This is a genomic window from Blattabacterium cuenoti, assembly GCF_014251995.1.
GTDB lineage: Bacteria > Bacteroidota > Bacteroidia > Flavobacteriales > Blattabacteriaceae > Blattabacterium > Blattabacterium cuenoti_AE.
The window spans coordinates 315,774-333,794 of the sequence record NZ_CP059205.1 but is presented as its reverse complement, the minus strand read 5'-3'; the positions used below and the strand labels follow the sequence as shown (position 1 = coordinate 333,794).

Sequence of the window (18,021 nt, the reverse complement as noted above, 5' to 3'; positions counted from 1 at the left end):
AGAAAAAGTTTATGAAAAAATTTTTTAGTGTAGATGATGTTGTTAATGTATATGATCTTATTGAAAAAGCTCTTTTTTTAAAAAAAAAACCATATAATTTTCAAAATGTTGGAAAAAATAAAACTATTGGATTAGTTTTTTTTAATCCTAGTTTAAGAACTAGAATCAGTTGTCAAAAAGCTGCTTTTCACTTAGGATGCAATGTATGGGTATTAGATATTAATAAAGATTCTTGGAAAATTGAGATGAATGATGGAAATGTAATGAAAATAACACAAGAACATTTAAAAGAGGCTATTTCCGTTATGAGTATTTATTGTGATATTCTTGCAGTTAGAACTTTTCCTAGTTTATATGATAAAGAATCAGATTATAAAGAAGTTATTTTTAATAAAATACTAAACTATTCTAAAGTTCCAGTGGTAAATATGGAAAGTTCTACACTTCATCCTTTACAATCTTTGGCTGATATGATGACTATTGCGGAATATAGTTCCTTTTTTAAAAAGAAATGTAAAGTTGTATTAAGCTGGGCTCCTCATATTAAATCATTACCCCATTCTGTGGCTAATTCTTTTTCTCAATGGATATCCAAAATAGATCAAATTGATTTTACTATTGCATGTCCCGATAAATACGATCTTAATAAACAATTTTCTAAAGGAGCTTGTATTACACATCATCAAAATACGGCGTTTATAAATGCAGATTTCATCTATGCAAAAAATTGGAGTAGCTATTCAAATTATGGAAAAATACTATGTGAAAATAGTGATTGGATGATTACTGAAAATAAAATGAAATTAACTAATAATGCTAAGTTTATGCACTGTTTACCTGTGAGAAGAAATATTGTGGTAGAAGATGCTGTTTTAGACAGTGAATATTCTATTGTATTACAGCAAGCAGAGAATAGAATTTATGCTGCACAAGTAATTTTTTTGGAACTTATACAATCTCTATCATGAAAATTAACATAGTTAAAATTGGAGGAAATTTAATTAATGATAGAAATAATCTTCATACATCCTTAAAATATTTTTGCCAGTTAAAAGGAAATAAAGTTTTAATTCATGGAGGTGGAAAAAAAGCAGATTTTTTTTCAAGTAAATTGGGAATTCCTCAAAAATTGATACAAGGAAGAAGAGTAACAAATAAAGAGACTTTGGAGATAGTTATTATGACTTATGCAGGAATAATTAATAAAGATATCGTTGCTATATTGCAATCTTATCATTGTAATGCTTTTGGTTTATGTGGTGCAGATGGAAATTGTATTAAATCGTATCTGCGAGATAAAAAAAATATCGATTATGGATATGTGGGAGATATTAATAGAAAAAGTGTGAATACACATTTAATAAAATTTTTATTGGAAAATAATATTGTTCCTGTATTTTGTTCTATTACTCATGATGGAAATGGAAATTTACTTAATACAAATGCAGATACAATAGCATCTCATATAGCTATATCATTAGCAATGGAAAAAAATTGTAAAACTGAATTGCATTTTTGTTTTGAAAAAAAAGGGGTTTTACAAAACATGCAAGATTCTGAATCTTTTTTTCAAGAAATAAATTTTTCTTTATTTCAAAAAATGAAAAAAAATCATACCATAAAGAATGGTATGGTACCTAAACTAGAAAATGCTTTCTTTGCATTAAAGAATGGAGTTTCTAAGGTTAGCATAGGTTTACCCGATTATTTGAATGATGTGAATAATAAGAATAAGACTATTTTATGTCCATAGTTAATTTAAATTTTCTTAAAAAAGAAGCAGTAAATCTTCTTATAAAAATGGTAAATACACCTTCTATATCTAAAAAAGAAAATAAAGTTTCATTTATTATAGAAGATTATCTTAAAAAATATGGATTTAATGTAAAAAGGAAATTCAATAATATATGGGCTGAAAATAATAATTATTTAAAAAAAGAAAATACAAAAACTATACTATTAAATTCTCACCAAGATACTGTAAAACCAGGAAAGGGTTGGACAACAAATCCTTTTTCTGCTGTTTTAACTGATAATAAAAAATTGATAGGTTTAGGAAGTAATGATGCTGGAGCTTCTGTTGTTTCATTAATATCTACTTTTATATATTTAAGTAACTTATCTGAGTTACCTTATAGATTAATAATTGCAATTACTGCAGAGGAAGAAATATCCGGAATTTTAGGGGTTCGATCAGTTCTATCAAAATTTGGGAAAATAGATTTAGGAATTGTAGGTGAACCGACAAAAATGCAAATAGCTATTGCTGAGAAAGGACTAATGATATTAGAATGTATCGCTGAAGGAAAAACTGCACATTCTGCAAGGAATATAGGAATCAATGCTATTTATGTAGCGACAAAAGACGTGGAAACTTTACGAAAGTTATCTTTTGATAAAAAATCAGAATTATTAGGAAATACTACTTTAAATGTTACTCAGATACAAGGGGGAATACAACATAATATAATTCCTGATTTCTGTTCTTTTATTCTAGATATCAGAACTAACGAGTTATATAAAAATGAGGAGTTAATTGAGATTATACAAAAAAAAATTCGTTCTAAAATAAAACCTATTTCTCGTCATTTAAATTCTTCTTTTATAAATCCAATGCATCCCATTGTTTTAAAAGCAAAAAAAATGGGAATAAAAACTTATGGATCTCCTACTCTTTCTGATCAAAGTATTATGCCTTTTCCTACTATTAAAATGGGAGTTGGAGACAGTATTCGTTCTCATACTTCTGATGAGTATATTTTTATTTCGGAAATAATTAATGGAATAGATATTTACATATCTTTATTAAAAGATTTTTCCTTTTGAATTTAAAACAAAAAAGTTAAATTTGTTTTGTCCAAAAAAATAAGAGAATAAGAGTATGTTACAAGAAATAAACGATGAAAACTTTGAAAAGTTGGTTATTAATGAATCTGATAAACCTGTATTGGTAGATTTTTGGGCTCCATGGTGTGCTCCATGTCGATCGCTATCTGTTTTATTGGAAAACATATTTTCTGAATATCGAAATAAAGCATTTATATTTAAATTAAATGTAGATAATAATCCAAAATCTTCTTCAAAGTATGGGATACGAAGTATTCCTACCATGATTTTTTTCAAGAATGGAGAAAAAAAAAATATTCACGTTGGAATTTCCTCTGAAAAGGAAATAAAAAAAGAATTAGATTCTTTAATAAAAGAATAAATAGTTATTTAGGTCTGGTAGTTCAGTTGGTTAGAATACATGCCTGTCACGCATGGGGTCGCGGGTTCAAATCCCGTCCAGACCGTGTTTATATTTTTTATCATCATACACAAACGATCTTTATAATCTTTTTTTTATTCTGTATTGAATAAGATCTTTTATGGATATTATTTTCATATGAAATTTTTTGGAAATTTGTATGAGTTGAGGAAGTCGTGCCATAGATCCATTTTTATTTAGTATTTCTATCACTACACCTCCAGGTGGGGTATACCCAGCCATTCTGGTTATATCAATAGCCGCTTCTGTATGTCCAGGTCTTTCTAAAACTCCTCCTTTTTTTGCACGAAGAGGAAAAATATGGCCTGGTTTATTAAATTCTTCTGGAGTTACTTTTTTTACTAAAGCAAGAATGGTTTTTGCTCTATCTGAAACAGAAATACCAGTACTAACACCGTTTCCTCGTAAATCAACTGACACTGTAAAAGCAGTTTTTCTAGGATCCGTATTATTTTTGACCATCATTTGAAGTTTAAGTTGATCACATTTTTCTTCTGTTAAGGAAACACAAACAAGTCCTCTTCCATAAGTAAGAAGAAAGTTTACAATTTTAGGGGTTATTTTTTCAGCAGCTATTACAAAATCTCCTTCATTTTCACGATGTTTATCATCAACTATAATAATAATTTTTCCATTTTTAATATCTAGTATGGCTTCTTCAACACTATCTAAATTTTGATTTGAATCAACAAAAACCATATTTTATTGTAATTTTATTTGTTTTTTTTATTGAAAAAAAAAATCATCTCTCACAGTTTTATAAGTTATCCATATACCTATTGGAAGAAAAATAAAATTTGGAATCCATGCTCCTATCCATGGACATAGTTCATTTTTATAAACCTGATTCTGAGTAATAGTTAATAAAGTATAATAAAAAATAAATATAACTATCGCTATAAGAGTAGGATACCATATTCCTCCTTTCCTACTACTAATAATAGATCCTAACGGGGCTCCAATCAGAAACATAATAATGCATGCTACCGGAAATACAAATCTTTTTTGTAATTCTAATTCTAATTTTATTAGAGTATGAATATTTTTTTTCCATAATTTAGAATTATTTCTATTTTTTTTAAAATAATTAATTTTATTAATCAATGTCTTAATATTATAATAAGAAAAATCATCTAAATCTTTTATATTTTCATAATCATATGAAGGAATTTTATAATCTTGAATTACAGTCCCAAATTTTATAATTTTATAATAAGATTTTTCTTCATTTTTGTGAAAATCTTCACTATACAAAATTCCATTAATTAATTTAATTTGAATAAAACCAGGTTTTTTTTTATTTGGAATGAAAAAACCTTTGTTAGAAATAATAGTATGATTCAATAGATTTTTATCATAAAAAAAAATGAATATATTATTCAGTTGTTGATTATCTTCTAAATTTTCTACTTTTATGAATAGGTTTGGCAATAAATTTACGAAAATTCCTTCTCTTAATTTGAAAGAAGAAGAATGAGTTAATAATATTTTATAAGCTAACTTCTTAGTTTTATTTCTTACTTTTGGAATGACTAAATCTGAAAAAAAATATAATCCTGCTGATAAAATACATGTTATCCATAAAATAGGTTTCATAACTCTAAAAAAAGATATTCCTGAAGATTTTATAGCAAAAAGTTCTTGATTTTCTGAAAATTTACCGTATATTATGATGGAAGTTAATAATAATGAAACAGGTATAATTAATGGAATTATAGATATTCCAAAATAAAATATAAATTTTATTATTATAAAAATACTAATATTTTTTCCAATTAATTCATCCATTTGACTCCAAAAAAATTGGATTAAAAAAATAATAAATGTTATAAAAAAAACAATTAAAAAAGTAACTATAAACAAACGAATCATGTACTGATCAAGTTTTTTTATTAGCATGAATAATTAGTTTTTATAAAAATTTGATTGAATTATTGTTTTTATTAATCAATCAGGTTTCGGTAAAAAAAAGTATTCATTTTTTTTATATTTTTTATAAAAATTAACTATTTTTTCAATATCTGATAAGTCTATAAAAGGACATTGTAACCGTATCAATTCATTTTTATTAGAAAATAAAAAATCTCCTTTTCCTATTAATTGTTCTGCTCCAGAACAATCTAATATAGTTTTAGAATCTATCTTGGAGCTTACACGAAATGCAATTCTTGCAGTAAAATTGGATTTTATTAATCCTGTAATAACATCAACTGATGGACGTTGCGTTGCTATAATCATATGGATACCAACAGCACGAGCAATCTGTGCTAAACGGACTATATAGGTTTCTATTATTTTATTTTTACGGAAATAAAAATTTAAGTCTGCAAATTCATCTATAACTAATATTATATAAGGTATATGATATTTTTTATTGTGTTTTATATTGTATTCTTGAATATTCCTAACTTTATTTTTTTCTAATATAGAATATCTTTTATCCATTTCTTTACATAAAGAATTTAATATATCTTTTGCTTTTTCAAAATCTGTAATAATAGGGTCTATAGAATTAGGAATAGTAGCAAAATAAGATTTTGAGATTTTTCTATATATGGATAATTCTACTTTTTTTGGATCAATTAAAATAAATTTGATATTTTCTGGATTTTTTTTATATAATAAAAAAATAATCATCACATTTAATCCAACAGATTTTCCTTGTCCAGTAGCCCCTGCTATAAGTAAATGTGGCATTTGAGCTAAATCAATAAAAAAATTTTTATTAAACACGGTTTTTCCTAAAAGGATAGGAAGTTCCATTTTATGAATTTTTTTATTATTTTCTTCTGAAAATAGAATATCCTTCATATAAATGTAATCACGATTATGATTTGGAATTTCTATTCCGATAGATCCTTTTCCTGGAATAGGAGCTATAATTCTTATAGATCTAGCAGATATGTTTAATGCTATTTCATTTTTTAAATTCTTTATTTTTGATATTCGCGTTCCTACTTTAGGATAGACTTCATATAAAATGATAGTAGGACTTATAATGGCTTTTATTTTACATATTTCTATTTTATAATAGTTCAATATTTGTACTATTTTTTTTTTTTTAGAATCTATTTCTATATTATTTACAGGAGTAAAATCATTTTTTTTTTCAGCAGAAAAAAGAATAGAATGTAAAATTTTATTTTTTTTTTCATTATCACTACTAGAGTGAGTGATTTTATCATTATTGTGACTTTTTTTTTTAAATTTCAATAAAAATTTATTGTTGATTATGTTTTTAACAAAAAATTTGAAAAATTTTAGTATTAAACACTTACTTTTATTTTCATAAATTTGTATTTTTTTTATTATTTCATCTTTATTTTTAGTGCGAAAAATAATAAAAATGTAAAAAATAATACTCGTAAAAATAAGTATATATAATCCTATTTTTCCAAAAAAATGAATTAGTAAGTTTCCGATTTCAAATCCAAAAATTCCACTCAATATTCCTTGATTAGGAATAAAAAGATAAAAATTTACTGGTATCCATATACTAAAAAATATAAACTTGTATATTATTGATTTGTAGAAATTATTTAATAATCTTTTATTTAAAATAATTCTCAATCCAGTAATAAATAATATTATTGGAATAAATAAAGCACTAATTCCTATTCCACGATGAATGAAAAAATGAGATAGAATTGCTCCTGTTTTTCCAAGTAAATTTTCTGCTATTATTTCTTTATCAAAAAATTTTGATAATTGACTTTGATCATTTTTCCAATGAAAAAAAAAAGATAAAAAACTTAAAAACAAAAAAATTCCACTCATTAATAAAAAAAATCCGAAAAAAGTTTTACCTAATCTAGTTTCGTTTTTTCTTTTTTTTTTATCACTTTCTTTTTTGTAACTTCTTTGTACATTTTTATTTTATTAATTTGGTTATTTAGCATTCAATTTCTCTAGGTAAATTAAATCTTTTTGCTTACTTTATATGGATTTTCATACTAAAAAATTGATTATATTATGTATAAATTTAAAAAAATGAAAAAAACAAAAATAATTTCTTTTATTATTTTTTTAATGATTTTTTCATCTACTTACGCTGATGAACAAAATAATCAAAAGGAAAATAATCATCAATTGTTTGTAAATTTTAGGAGTGGAATTAATGCTACAGTGAAAAACGGAGTTTCTGATGGTTCTATTTTTTCGAACCACTTAAGTTTAGAACTTTCAGGAAAAGTAAATGATAAAGTATCTTATCATTTTTCCAACAGATTAAACAATTTCAAAGGAAAACCGAATAATTTAAATCTTGATTTAGCTTATTTGAAGTATAAATGGAATAAAAAAATATACTTGTTGTTTGGAAAGCAACCATTTTCTTTTGGAGGTATGGAATATTCCAACAATAGTATCTATGATCGTCCTTATAATTCCATAGATAAAATTGTATATAAAAATAATGATAATCCTATTGGACTTAATTTGATTTATCTTCCAATAAAAAATCATGAATTTCAACTACAAATTGTGAATGGAATTAAAAATCCCCATAATCCTAGGACAGAAGATCCAAATCAAAGAATAGATAGTCCAGCAGGATATTCTTTAAATTGGAATTGGAATTTATTTAAAGATAAAATGATTCAAAATAGGTGGTCATATTCTTTTTTCCAAGAAAATGAAAGAGAAAAATACTGGAAATATCTAGCTTTAGGTAGCAAATTCAATTTAAGTCCTTTTTCCATAGAAACTGATTATATATTAAGTGATGAAGATGTAGACAGAAATGGAAAAATGATAAATATTTTACGTTCAAATAATGCTGAATACAGTGACACAGCTCCAATTATATATGAAACTTATTTAGTGAAATTAAAATATAATTTTCTTCCAAAATGGAATATTGTTGCTAAAGGAACATATGAAATAGGAAGTTCTAAAAAAGATATAAATGGTATTTTAAAGGAAAATCAAATCTTTAAAAGAGAATCCAATTATTATGGAGGTATAGAGTTTGTTCCTATAAAAAATGATAATGTAAGTTTTCATTTATTGTGTAAAAATCAAGTCGTTGACTACGATTTAGGAAAAATAAAAATAGAAAAAGATAATAAATATTCTGTTATTTTAGGATTAATTTATCGAATCAAGATAATTTAATAAAATAAATAGAACTTCTTATTAAGTAAAGAAATAATGAAATAATAAATAGTGTGAAAATATCTGATTGTATTATTAGAACATATGATGAAAATAGGACTTTATTTTGGATCATTTAATCCAATACATTTGGGACATATAATTGTTGTTAATTATATAACAGAGTTTTTAGATGTAGATTCTATATGGTTTATTGTTTCTCCCCAAAATCCATTAAAAAAAAAATCTTTTAGATTATGAACACCGTATCGAAATGGTTAAAATAGCAATTCGAGGGTATAAAAAAATGGATGTTCTAGATATAGAAAGAGGAAATTATCCTTCTTATACAATTAATACATTATCTAATATAGAAAAAAAATATCCTAAAAATAAATTTTATATTGTATTAGGACAGGATACATTTTCCTCTTTGAGGAAGTGGAAAAACTATAAAACTATTTTGGATAAATATAATATTTTTGTTTATCCTAGATTAGGAAATTTTCGAAATCCGTTTTTAAAACGAAGTAACATAATTTTTTTGAAGACTGCTCCTATTATTGAGATATCTTCTTCTTTTATTAGAGGATCTATTCAAAAAGGAAAAAATATGGATCCTATGCTTAATAAAGAAGTTTTGAATTATATAATAAAATATAAGTTTTATGAGAGAAAATAAAATTATCCATTATAAAGTTTTATATTTATTATGGTAATACTTACGAACTACTTCTAGTAATCTTTTAAATTCAAGTTCTATAAATATTTTTTTAATGGAATTCCAATTTGGTCTTTTAATATAAAATTTTTTTTCATGAAAAGAAAAAAATGGGATATCAGTTATGATGGTAATTATTTTTTTAAATAAAAAACCTAAATCTTTATTTTTTTCAACGTTAATTTTAATCTTTCCACTAAGATCATGAGTAGAATTTAAAAATTTTTCAATACTTCCATATTTTTGAAGAAATTTTGTAGCGTTTTTTTGACCTATTCCTGGTAATCCAGGTATATTATCGGAAGGATCTCCCATCATACTCCACAAATCTATAATTTGTCTTGGATATATTAATCCATATTTCTTTTTAATTTCTTTTATTCCAAATATTTTCCTTTTCTTCCCTTTGAAAGGGGGAATATAAACTTTAATGTTTTTCGTAATTAGCTGAAAAAAATCTTTGTCTAAAGTAATTATATAGATTATATATCCTTTACTCTCTGCTTTTTTAGCTATTGTTCCGATAAAATCATCAGCTTCATACCCATTAGATGAATGAAAATAAGCAATTTGAAAAGTTTTTAAAATTTTTATAATATAAGGAATTGCTATATAAATTTCTTTTGGAGTTTTTTTTCTATGTGCTTTATACTTAAAGTATTCTTTTTTCCGAAAATAAATTTCTTTATTGTTATCAAAAATGATAGCCATATGAGATGGATTTTCATTATTTAATATTCTTATTAATAATGATATAAAATTTATAATGGGAGAAGTATTAATCCCTTTAGAAGTAAAAAGTGGTTTTTTTATATAAGTATAATAACTTTGATAAATAAGGGGATATGCATCTATTAAAAATAATTTTTTATTATTGTTCATATTTTATTTTGTTAAAGACTAAATGTTAATATTACACTATCTATCTTACTTATCTACTTATACAATAATAATAACATGAAAAAATCAAATAAATATTATACAGTTACTGCTGCTTTACCATATGCTAATGGACCAATTCATATAGGGCATTTATCGGGAGTTTATTTCCCTGCAGATATTTTTGTTCGTTATTTAAGAAGAAATGAAAAAAATGTGATCTTTATTTGTGGTTCAGATGAACATGGAGTTCCTATTGCAATACAAGCTAAAAAAGAAAAAAAAAAACCTCAAGAAATAGTTAATAAGTATCATAAAATGATTAAAGATTGTTTTATTGATTTTGGAATAATATTTGACAATTATTCGAGGACTTCATCAAAAATTCATTACAGAATCTCTACTTCTTTTTTTAAGAAACTTCATGTAAAAAAAAAAATATTTGAAAAAATATCAAATCAATATTATGATGAAAAAGCTAAACAATTTTTAGCGGATAGGTACATATCTGGAACATGTCCAAATTGTCAAGTTTTGGAAGCTTATGGAGATCAATGTGAGAATTGTGGAACTTCATTAAATCCTGAAGATTTAATAAATCCAAAATCTACACTAAGTGGTTGTATTCCAATTTTAAAAAAAACAAAACATTGGTATTTCCCTTTAGATAAATATCAAAAATTTTTAGAAAAATGGATTTTAACTGACCATAAAAAAGATTGGAAAATAAACGTATATGGACAAGTAAAATCTTGGTTAGATCAAGGATTACAACCACGTGCTATCACACGGGATTTAAATTGGGGGATTCCTATTCCTTATTCTTTGATGAAAGAAAGGGGAAAAGTTCTTTATGTATGGTTTGAAGCACCTATAGGATATATTTCATCGACCATAGAATGGGCAAAACAAAAAAAGGTGGATTGGAAACTTTACTGGAAATATAAAAAAACTAAGTTAATTCAGTTTATTGGTAAAGATAATATTGTTTTTCACTGCATTATTTTTCCAGCTATACTTAAAGCACATAATAGTGGATATATTTTACCAGATAAAGTATTAGCTAACGAATTTCTTCATTTAGAAAACAAAAAAATATCTACTTCCAAAAATTGGGCCGTATGGGGACATGAATATTTGAAAGATTTTCCGAATCAACAGGATTCACTTCGTTATATTCTTATTGCTAATATGCCAGAAAAAAAAGACAATAATTTTAACTGGAAAGATTTTCAAAGAAGAAATAATACAGAATTAGTTTCTATATTCGGAAATTTTGTAAATAGAAGTCTAACTCTAGTTAAAAAATATAATAATGGAATTGTTCCTAATCCAGGAATTTTCTCTACAAGAGAGAAAAAAATTTTAGATAAAATAAAAAATTATCCTCAATATATAGGAGATTTAATAGAGTCCTATAAATTTAAAGAATCTTTATCATGTTTTATGAGTTTAGCTAAACTAGGAAATAAATACTTAACAGAAGAAGAACCCTGGAAAAAAAAAGAAAAAAAACGTGTAGATACTATTATTTATATTTCTTTACAAATTGTTGGAATGTTAGCTCAATTAGCAGAACCTTTCCTTCCATACACTTCAGAAAAATTATTAAATATACTTCGTTTAAAAACTGTTTTTTGGAATCAGATAAAAGAAAAAACTTTATGCCCAGGACATTTATTGGGAGATTCTAAATTTTTATTTGAAAAAATAACTAATGAAAGTATTGAAAAACAATTCAAAAAGTTAAAAAAAATACAAAATTAAAAAATTTATAACTTTTATATCTAGATAGTAAATTAATTACAAATCATCAATCAGCGGAGAGAGAGGGATTCGAACCCCCGGAAGGAATAACCCTCAACGGTTTTCAAGACCGCCGCAATTAACCACTCTGCCATCTCTCCATTGTTGATATTTAGATTTCTTAAAAGTAAAATACTTTATATGTGTATTTCCACTATATTCCTTATAAGATCTTGCATTGTTTCTCTTTTTCTAATAAGAAAATCTTTTTCCTGAAAAATTAAAACTTCAGAAGGTCTATAACGAGAATTATAATTAGAGGACATAGAAAAACAGTAAGCTCCCGCATTTTTCATACATAAAATATCACCTTCACGAATTTCTTGAATTTTTCTATTTAATCCGAAAGTATCCGATTCACAAATATACCCTACTACTGTGTAAAATCGAAAACGACCATTTGGATTAGAAATATTTTCAATATAATGATAAGCATTATAAAACATAGGACGAAGAAAATGATTAAATCCTGAATCTACTCCAGCAAAAACGGTAGAAGTAGTATGTTTAATAACATTGACATTAACTAAAAAATATCCAGATTCACTAACCAGAAATTTACCTGGTTCAAAAATTAAATTAATTGGCTGTCTGCTCCCATAAGATTTACAAAAATCTTTAAATTCTTCCGTAAGATAATGATTTAAAACAGTAAGATCCGTTATTACATCATTTTTTTTATATGAAACTTTAAATCCACTTCCAAAATTAATATAGCTAATATCTGGAAAATCAATAGCTACTCGAAATAATATTTTTGCTCCTTCTAAAAAAGATTTGATATCTGATATATCAGAGCCAGTATGCATATGAAATCCTTCTATTTTAATGCCTGTATTTTTTAATATTCTTTTTATATGAGGAATTTGACAATAAGAAATTCCAAATTTAGAATCAATATGACCTACTGAAATTTTTGAATTTCCTCCTGCCATAATATGCGGATTAATTCTTATTCCTATAGAATAATTTGGATGACATTCTCCAAATTGTTCTAAAACTGATAGATTATCTAAGTTAATTCTAACTCCAAAATCAACAGCTTTTGTGATTTCTTGAAAAGAAACACAATTAGGAGTAAATATAATTTTTTTAGGATGAAATCCTGCTTTTAATCCTAATTCTACTTCTTGTATAGACACTGCATCCAATCCACTTCCTAACTTTTGAAAAAATTTTAATATATTTAGATTTGTATTAGCTTTACAAGCATAATTAATTATTAAATTTTCAATTCCACTGAAAGAATTTTTCATTTTTATATATTGTTTCTTCATTTTATATGAATCGTATATATAAAGTGGAGTTCCATATTTTTTTGTTAATTTAATTAAATATTCTTTATGAAATTGAAAATTTTTATCTCTTAATTCATTCATATACAATAAAATAAACAAAATTTATTCAAATAATTTATTTATAATAAAGACAGATGAATCACATCATTCATATTTCTAACATAATCAAATGTTAATCCTTTTAAATGTTCTGATTTAATATCATCTACATCTTTTTTATTTTCCTGTGAAAGAACGATTTCTTTAATATTTGCACGTTTAGCTGCTAAAATTTTTTCTTTGATTCCACCCACAGGAAGAACCTTTCCTCTTAAGGTTATTTCTCCTGTCATAGCCAAATGAGGTTTTAATTTTCTTTTTGTAAAAATTGAAACTAAAGAAGTTAACATTGTAATTCCTGCAGATGGTCCGTCTTTTGGAACAGCTCCTTCAGGAACATGAACATGTATATTTTTTTCATCAAACATGATAGGATCTATATTAAATTCTTTATAATTAGATTTAATATACTGTAAAGCAATCGTTGCAGATTCTTTCATTACTTCTCCTAAATTTCCAGTGATGCTTAAATTACCTTTTCCTTTAGATAAACTAGATTCAATATATAAAATATCTCCTCCAAAATTAGTCCATGCTAAACCTGTAACTACTCCCGGAACATTATTTCCTTCATAACGATCCGGATCATTTGGTATTCCGAGAATATTTTCTATTTTTTCAATACTTAAACGTTTCACATATTTTTTATTCATAGCAATATGTTTAGCTACATAACGTGCTAATTTTGCAATATGTTTTTCCAGTGTTCTTAAACCAGATTCTCTGGTATAACTTTCAATTATTTTTTCTATTTGTTTCGTTCCAAGTATTAAATCTGATTTTCTTAATCCATTTTCTTTTAGTTGTTTATTAAGTATATGTTTTTTTACGATTTGTGTTTTTTCTTCTACTGTATATCCATTCATTTCTATAACTTCCATTCTATCTACTAGAGCCGGTTGTATATGAGAAAGAGAATTTGCTGTAGCAAGAAATAGTACTTTTGATAAATCATAACCCATTTCCAAAAAATTATCATAAAAAGAAGTATTTTGTTCAGGATCTAAAACTTCTAACATAGCTGAAGAAGGATCTCCATTTGTTCCTAAACCTATTTTATCTATTTCGTCTATTACAAAAACAGGATTAGAAGTTCCTACTTTTCGTATAGACTGTAAAAGACGACCAGGCATCGCTCCTATATAAGTTCTTCTATGTCCGCGTATTTCAGATTCATCGTGTAATCCTCCTAAAGAAATACGTACATATTTTCTTTTCAATGCGGTAGCTATAGATCTTCCTAAGGAAGTTTTACCTACTCCAGGTGGTCCATAAAAACATAAAATAGGAGAACGCATATCGCCTCTTAGTTTTAAAACGGCTAAATATTCTATAATACGTTCTTTAACTTTTTCTAGTCCATAATGATCTCTATCTAATATTTTTTGTGCATATTCTAAATCAAAACTATCTTTTGAATACTTTCCCCAAGGGAGGTCGATCATTAATTCTAAATAATTTCTCTGTACTGTATATTCAGGCATTTGAGGATTAATTCTCTGCATTTTAAGTAATTCTCTATCAAATTGTTTTTTTGCTTCTTTTGGCCATTTTTTTCTAGATGCTTTCACGCGCATTTCATCAATTTCTTTTTCATAAGAAATATCTCCTAATTCTTCTTGTATAGCTTTAATTTGTTGATGTAAAAAATATTCTCTTTGTTGTTGATCCATATCACTTCGAACACGAGATTGAATATCATTTTTTAATTTAATTTGTTGATGTTCTACGTTTAAAAAACGTAATGTTTCCATAGCCCTCTTTTTTAAATCATCGTATTCCAATAACTTTTGCTTATCTCTAGTAGATAAATTCATATTTGCCGCTACAAAATTTATTAAAAAAGAAGGACTTTCTATATTTCTAATAGCAATACTCGCTTCTGATGGAATATTAGGATTGTCCTGAATAATTTTTATAGCAATTTCCTTTATTGATTCTACTAATGCAAGATATTCCTTATCCTTGCAGGAAGGTTTGTTTTCTTCTAATGCTATAATTTCTGCTTTGAAATATGGATCATTTTGAATAAATCGATTAACTCTAAATCTTCTTTTTCCCTGTAAAATAACAGTAGTGTTCCCATCAGGCATTTTTAATAGTTTCAATATTTTAGCAACTGTACCAACAGAATATAGGTCTTTTTCACTGAGGTTTTCTATCCCAGAATTTTTTTGTGTTAATACTCCAACTGTTTTATCAAATCCATAAGCATCTTGCAATAATTGAATAGAGCCACTTTTTCCTGCTATAATTGGAAAAACAATTCCGGAATACAAAACCATGTTTTTGACTGTTAAAATACATAATTGTTCAGGAACTTCGTCTTTAAGCAATTGATCCTCTTCGTCTTGACTCATTAGGGGGATAAACTCAGCTTCAGATTCGAATCCAGATTCTGTAAATATATTTTTTAATAACATAAAAAGAATAGATTTCTTACTTAAATGATGTATGAATATATGAATCCTGTGATGCATGAATTCATATCAAAATTACTCTCATCACTTAAGAACTTAAGAATTAAATATACTGTTTTCTATATGAAAAACAAAACCATCTTCATGGATAAGAGAATCATCTAAAATTTGATTTATTTCTTTTTTCTTTCTTCTTTTAAAAGGTTTAAAAAAACATTTTCTTCTAATATTTTTATATTATCATTTTCCATACTTTTTTTAAGCTTGGATCCAAAGTTTTTTCCAACTATTATAAAATTAATTTTACTGTTAACAGTATTGTAGACATTCCCTCCTAGTTCTTCTACTATTTTTTTTGCTCTATAACGAGTCATTGAATATATTTTTCCTGTAAAAACAAAAGATTTTCCTTTAAAAAAAGAAGAGGATTGATTATTTTTGTTAGTATCTTTAGAAAAAGACAATCCATATTTCATTAAAGTCATAATTTCATGTTTATTTTCATCATCTGAAAAATAAGAAATTATACTTTCTGCAATTTCCTTTCCCACTCCTGGAATGGAAATCAAATATTGATAATTTGCATGCATTAAAGAATTAATATCTAAAAAATGTTCGGATAATTTATTTGAAATAAATTCTCCTACATGAGGAATTCCTAGAGCATAAAGAACTTTATTAAAATGATTATCATATTTTGATTTTTTAATATTTCCAATAATATTATCAGCTAATTTAGCTTGAATTCTATTTATTTGAATAAGTTCCTCTTTTTTCAATTCGTATAAATTATAAAAATTATATAGTAACCCCTTTTTATATAATTTTTCTATCATTTCATGTCCAATTTTTTGAATGTTCATAGCCTTTTCACTAACAAAGTGTTTTATCTTTTCTATTCTTTGAGAAGAGCAATTTTTATTTATACAGTATAATAATTCTTTTCTTCTTCTTAAAGAAGAGTTACATGATGGACAATTTTTTAAAAAAAAAACAGGAAATGATTGATTCGATCTTTTTTCCTTATTTATGTCTGTTATTTTAGGAATAACATTACCTGCTTTTTCTAATAGAAGTGAATCTCCATGATGGAGATCTATTTTTTGGATAAATTTTCTATTATAGAGAGATACTCTTTTAATTGTACTTCCAGAAATAAGTATAGGATTTACATTAGCCACAGGAGTAACAATTCCAGTTCTTCCAACTTGGAATGTTACACTTAATAATTTTGTTTCAGATAATTTTTCTGGTCTAAATTTGTAAGCAATAGCCCACCGTGGATATTTACTAGTAAATCCTAAAATGGATTGTTTTTTATATTCATTGACTTTAATGACTATTCCATCTATATGATATGGGAATTTTTCATTTTTAAGATCATTTATCGAATGAAAAACTTCTTCTATATTTTTACAAAAACGTGCTTCTGGAATTCGAAATCCCCATTCTTTTATATATTTTAGAGATTCATATTGCGTATCAAAAGGGAATTTTTTTCCTTCAACATTGAATGCAATACAGAACAAATTTCTTTGACGTACTTCCTCTTTGTTGTGAATCTTAAGTGTTCCACTAGCCGTATTTCTTGGATTATTATAAGGAGGTTTTCCATTTATCACTCGTTTTTTATTTATTTCTAAAAAATTCTTTTTGGTAAGAAAAATTTCTCCGCGTATTTCAAGATATGAAGGATAATTATTCCCTATTAGTTTTAAAGGAATATATTTTATGGTTTTGATATTTTCCGTGACATTTTCTCCCTTTTTTCCATTACCGCGAGTAATTGCTTTTATTAAAAAACCGTTTTTATAAATTAAGTTAATAGATACTCCATCATATTTAGGTTCACATACGAAGGATAAAGGATGGGTTAATTTCCTAATTTTTTTCCACCAATTTATTAACTCTTCTTTAGAATAAGTATTTTGAAGAGAATACATTCTATATTTATGATAAGATGAATCTATAGAAAAATGTTTATGGATTTCTGTTCCAACTTTTAATGTTGGAGAATCTGGACTATAAAATTCAGGATACTTTTTTTCCAAAAAAAATAATTTCTCTAATTTTTTATCAAAATGATAATCGGATATATCAGAAATATCCGAATTATAATATTTATGATTAAAATAAGATAATTCTTTTCTTAGATTGGATATTTTTTTTTCTATTTCTTTTTTATTCATTTAATTTTATATTGCGTAATATACTGCACGAATCATTCTAAAAAAACCTCGAAAATCTTTTCTGATTTCTATATTTAAAAATCCTATTTTTTTTAGAAATTTTACAATATCTAGATAGATAAATTGGTTTATTTCGAAATAAACATAAATTATTCCAGTCAATTTTTTTTTTATCCAAAAAGAAATTTTTCTGTAGAAAATTAGTGGATCATCATCTGGTACAAATAAAGCTTGAAAAGGTTCATAT

13 protein-coding genes, 2 tRNA genes and 1 pseudogene are annotated in these 18,021 nt (G+C 25.4%); 8 read left to right on the top strand and 8 right to left on the bottom strand.

What is annotated here, in order from left to right:
• Positions 1 to 11 precede the first annotated feature (11 nt).
• From H0H51_RS01575 to H0H51_RS01555, 5 genes are all read left to right on the top strand, one after another.
• The gene (locus H0H51_RS01575; RefSeq protein ID WP_185876594.1) at positions 12 to 968 is read left to right on the top strand and encodes an N-acetylornithine carbamoyltransferase; all 957 of its coding nucleotides are present in this window, start codon (positions 12 to 14) and stop codon (positions 966 to 968) included.
• Positions 965 to 1,753 carry an acetylglutamate kinase gene (gene argB, locus H0H51_RS01570; protein WP_185876593.1) on the top strand — a complete coding sequence of 263 codons (789 nt, stop codon included), beginning with the start codon at positions 965 to 967 and terminating at the stop codon, positions 1,751 to 1,753. The genes H0H51_RS01575 and argB overlap by 4 nt, the downstream gene beginning before the upstream one ends.
• Entirely contained in the window at positions 1,744 to 2,826 is a 1,083-nt protein-coding gene (locus tag H0H51_RS01565) for a M20 family metallo-hydrolase (RefSeq protein ID WP_185876592.1), read from the top strand. The genes argB and H0H51_RS01565 overlap by 10 nt, the downstream gene beginning before the upstream one ends.
• A 55-nt stretch (positions 2,827 to 2,881) precedes the next feature.
• Complete coding sequence (gene trxA / locus H0H51_RS01560; protein WP_185876591.1) at positions 2,882 to 3,208, top strand: thioredoxin; 327 nt, start codon at positions 2,882 to 2,884, stop codon at positions 3,206 to 3,208.
• Positions 3,209 to 3,219: 11 nt separating this feature from the next.
• Positions 3,220 to 3,293, top strand: a tRNA-Asp gene (locus H0H51_RS01555).
• A 35-nt stretch (positions 3,294 to 3,328) separates the two neighbouring features.
• On the opposite strand, the gene ribB is transcribed toward H0H51_RS01555, so the two are convergent.
• Genes ribB through H0H51_RS01540 form a run of 3 tightly spaced genes read right to left on the bottom strand, consistent with a single transcriptional unit; the run spans position 3,329 to position 7,045 of the window.
• Positions 3,329 to 3,967: a 3,4-dihydroxy-2-butanone-4-phosphate synthase gene (gene ribB / locus H0H51_RS01550; RefSeq protein ID WP_185876590.1), complete on the bottom strand. Its 639-nt coding sequence runs from the start codon at positions 3,965 to 3,967 to the stop codon at positions 3,329 to 3,331.
• A gap of 27 nt (positions 3,968 to 3,994) precedes the next feature.
• The gene (locus H0H51_RS01545) at positions 3,995 to 5,167 is read right to left on the bottom strand and encodes an LptF/LptG family permease (RefSeq protein ID WP_185876589.1); all 1,173 of its coding nucleotides are present in this window, start codon (positions 5,165 to 5,167) and stop codon (positions 3,995 to 3,997) included.
• 48 nt (positions 5,168 to 5,215) lie between these two features.
• A complete protein-coding gene (locus H0H51_RS01540) occupies positions 5,216 to 7,045 on the bottom strand; it encodes a DNA translocase FtsK 4TM domain-containing protein (protein ID WP_185876588.1) in 1,830 nt (609 codons plus the stop codon).
• Between the two features lie 195 nt (positions 7,046 to 7,240).
• Between H0H51_RS01540 and H0H51_RS01535 the strand changes: the two genes are divergently transcribed.
• A complete protein-coding gene (locus H0H51_RS01535; RefSeq protein WP_238784218.1) occupies positions 7,241 to 8,383 on the top strand; it encodes a porin in 1,143 nt (380 codons plus the stop codon).
• A gap of 84 nt (positions 8,384 to 8,467) precedes the next feature.
• A pseudogene (gene nadD, locus H0H51_RS01530) lies at positions 8,468 to 9,044 on the top strand (nicotinate (nicotinamide) nucleotide adenylyltransferase).
• Between the two features lie 9 nt (positions 9,045 to 9,053).
• Here the strand turns inward: nadD and H0H51_RS01525 are convergent.
• Positions 9,054 to 9,965 (bottom strand): 5'-3' exonuclease, encoded by a 912-nt coding sequence (locus H0H51_RS01525; protein WP_185876587.1) that lies wholly within the window; start codon positions 9,963 to 9,965, stop codon positions 9,054 to 9,056.
• A 75-nt stretch (positions 9,966 to 10,040) separates the two neighbouring features.
• Here H0H51_RS01525 and metG point away from each other — a divergent pair, with 75 nt between their 5' ends.
• The gene (metG, locus tag H0H51_RS01520; RefSeq protein WP_185876586.1) at positions 10,041 to 11,729 is read left to right on the top strand and encodes a methionine--tRNA ligase; all 1,689 of its coding nucleotides are present in this window, start codon (positions 10,041 to 10,043) and stop codon (positions 11,727 to 11,729) included.
• Between the two features lie 54 nt (positions 11,730 to 11,783).
• On the opposite strand, the gene H0H51_RS01515 is transcribed toward metG, so the two are convergent.
• From H0H51_RS01515 to ligA, 4 genes are all read right to left on the bottom strand, one after another.
• Positions 11,784 to 11,869, bottom strand: a tRNA-Ser gene (locus H0H51_RS01515).
• Between the two features lie 36 nt (positions 11,870 to 11,905).
• Entirely contained in the window at positions 11,906 to 13,147 is a 1,242-nt protein-coding gene (lysA, locus tag H0H51_RS01510; RefSeq protein ID WP_185876585.1) for a diaminopimelate decarboxylase, read from the bottom strand.
• Positions 13,148 to 13,185: 38 nt separating this feature from the next.
• Complete coding sequence (lon, locus tag H0H51_RS01505) at positions 13,186 to 15,588, bottom strand: endopeptidase La (RefSeq protein WP_185877117.1); 2,403 nt, start codon at positions 15,586 to 15,588, stop codon at positions 13,186 to 13,188.
• A gap of 170 nt (positions 15,589 to 15,758) precedes the next feature.
• A complete protein-coding gene (ligA, locus tag H0H51_RS01500; RefSeq protein WP_185876584.1) occupies positions 15,759 to 17,774 on the bottom strand; it encodes an NAD-dependent DNA ligase LigA in 2,016 nt (671 codons plus the stop codon).
• Between the last annotated feature and the right edge of the window lie 247 nt (positions 17,775 to 18,021).

Bases quoted from the DNA above. Each gene is read 5' to 3' on its own strand.
- H0H51_RS01575 (WP_185876594.1), top strand. From the start codon at position 12: ATGAAAAAATTTTTTAGTGTAGATGATGTTGTTAATGTATATGATCTT.
- argB (WP_185876593.1), top strand. From the start codon at position 965: ATGAAAATTAACATAGTTAAAATTGGAGGAAATTTAATTAATGATAGA.
- H0H51_RS01565 (WP_185876592.1), top strand. From the start codon at position 1,744: ATGTCCATAGTTAATTTAAATTTTCTTAAAAAAGAAGCAGTAAATCTT.
- trxA (WP_185876591.1), top strand. From the start codon at position 2,882: ATGTTACAAGAAATAAACGATGAAAACTTTGAAAAGTTGGTTATTAAT.
- ribB (WP_185876590.1), bottom strand. From the start codon at position 3,967: ATGGTTTTTGTTGATTCAAATCAAAATTTAGATAGTGTTGAAGAAGCC.
- H0H51_RS01545 (WP_185876589.1), bottom strand. From the start codon at position 5,167: ATGCTAATAAAAAAACTTGATCAGTACATGATTCGTTTGTTTATAGTT.
- H0H51_RS01540 (WP_185876588.1), bottom strand. From the start codon at position 7,045: ATGAGTGGAATTTTTTTGTTTTTAAGTTTTTTATCTTTTTTTTTTCAT.
- H0H51_RS01535 (WP_238784218.1), top strand. From the start codon at position 7,241: ATGTATAAATTTAAAAAAATGAAAAAAACAAAAATAATTTCTTTTATT.
- H0H51_RS01525 (WP_185876587.1), bottom strand. From the start codon at position 9,965: ATGAACAATAATAAAAAATTATTTTTAATAGATGCATATCCCCTTATT.
- metG (WP_185876586.1), top strand. From the start codon at position 10,041: ATGAAAAAATCAAATAAATATTATACAGTTACTGCTGCTTTACCATAT.
- lysA (WP_185876585.1), bottom strand. From the start codon at position 13,147: ATGAATGAATTAAGAGATAAAAATTTTCAATTTCATAAAGAATATTTA.
- lon (WP_185877117.1), bottom strand. From the start codon at position 15,588: ATGTTATTAAAAAATATATTTACAGAATCTGGATTCGAATCTGAAGCT.
- ligA (WP_185876584.1), bottom strand. From the start codon at position 17,774: ATGAATAAAAAAGAAATAGAAAAAAAAATATCCAATCTAAGAAAAGAA.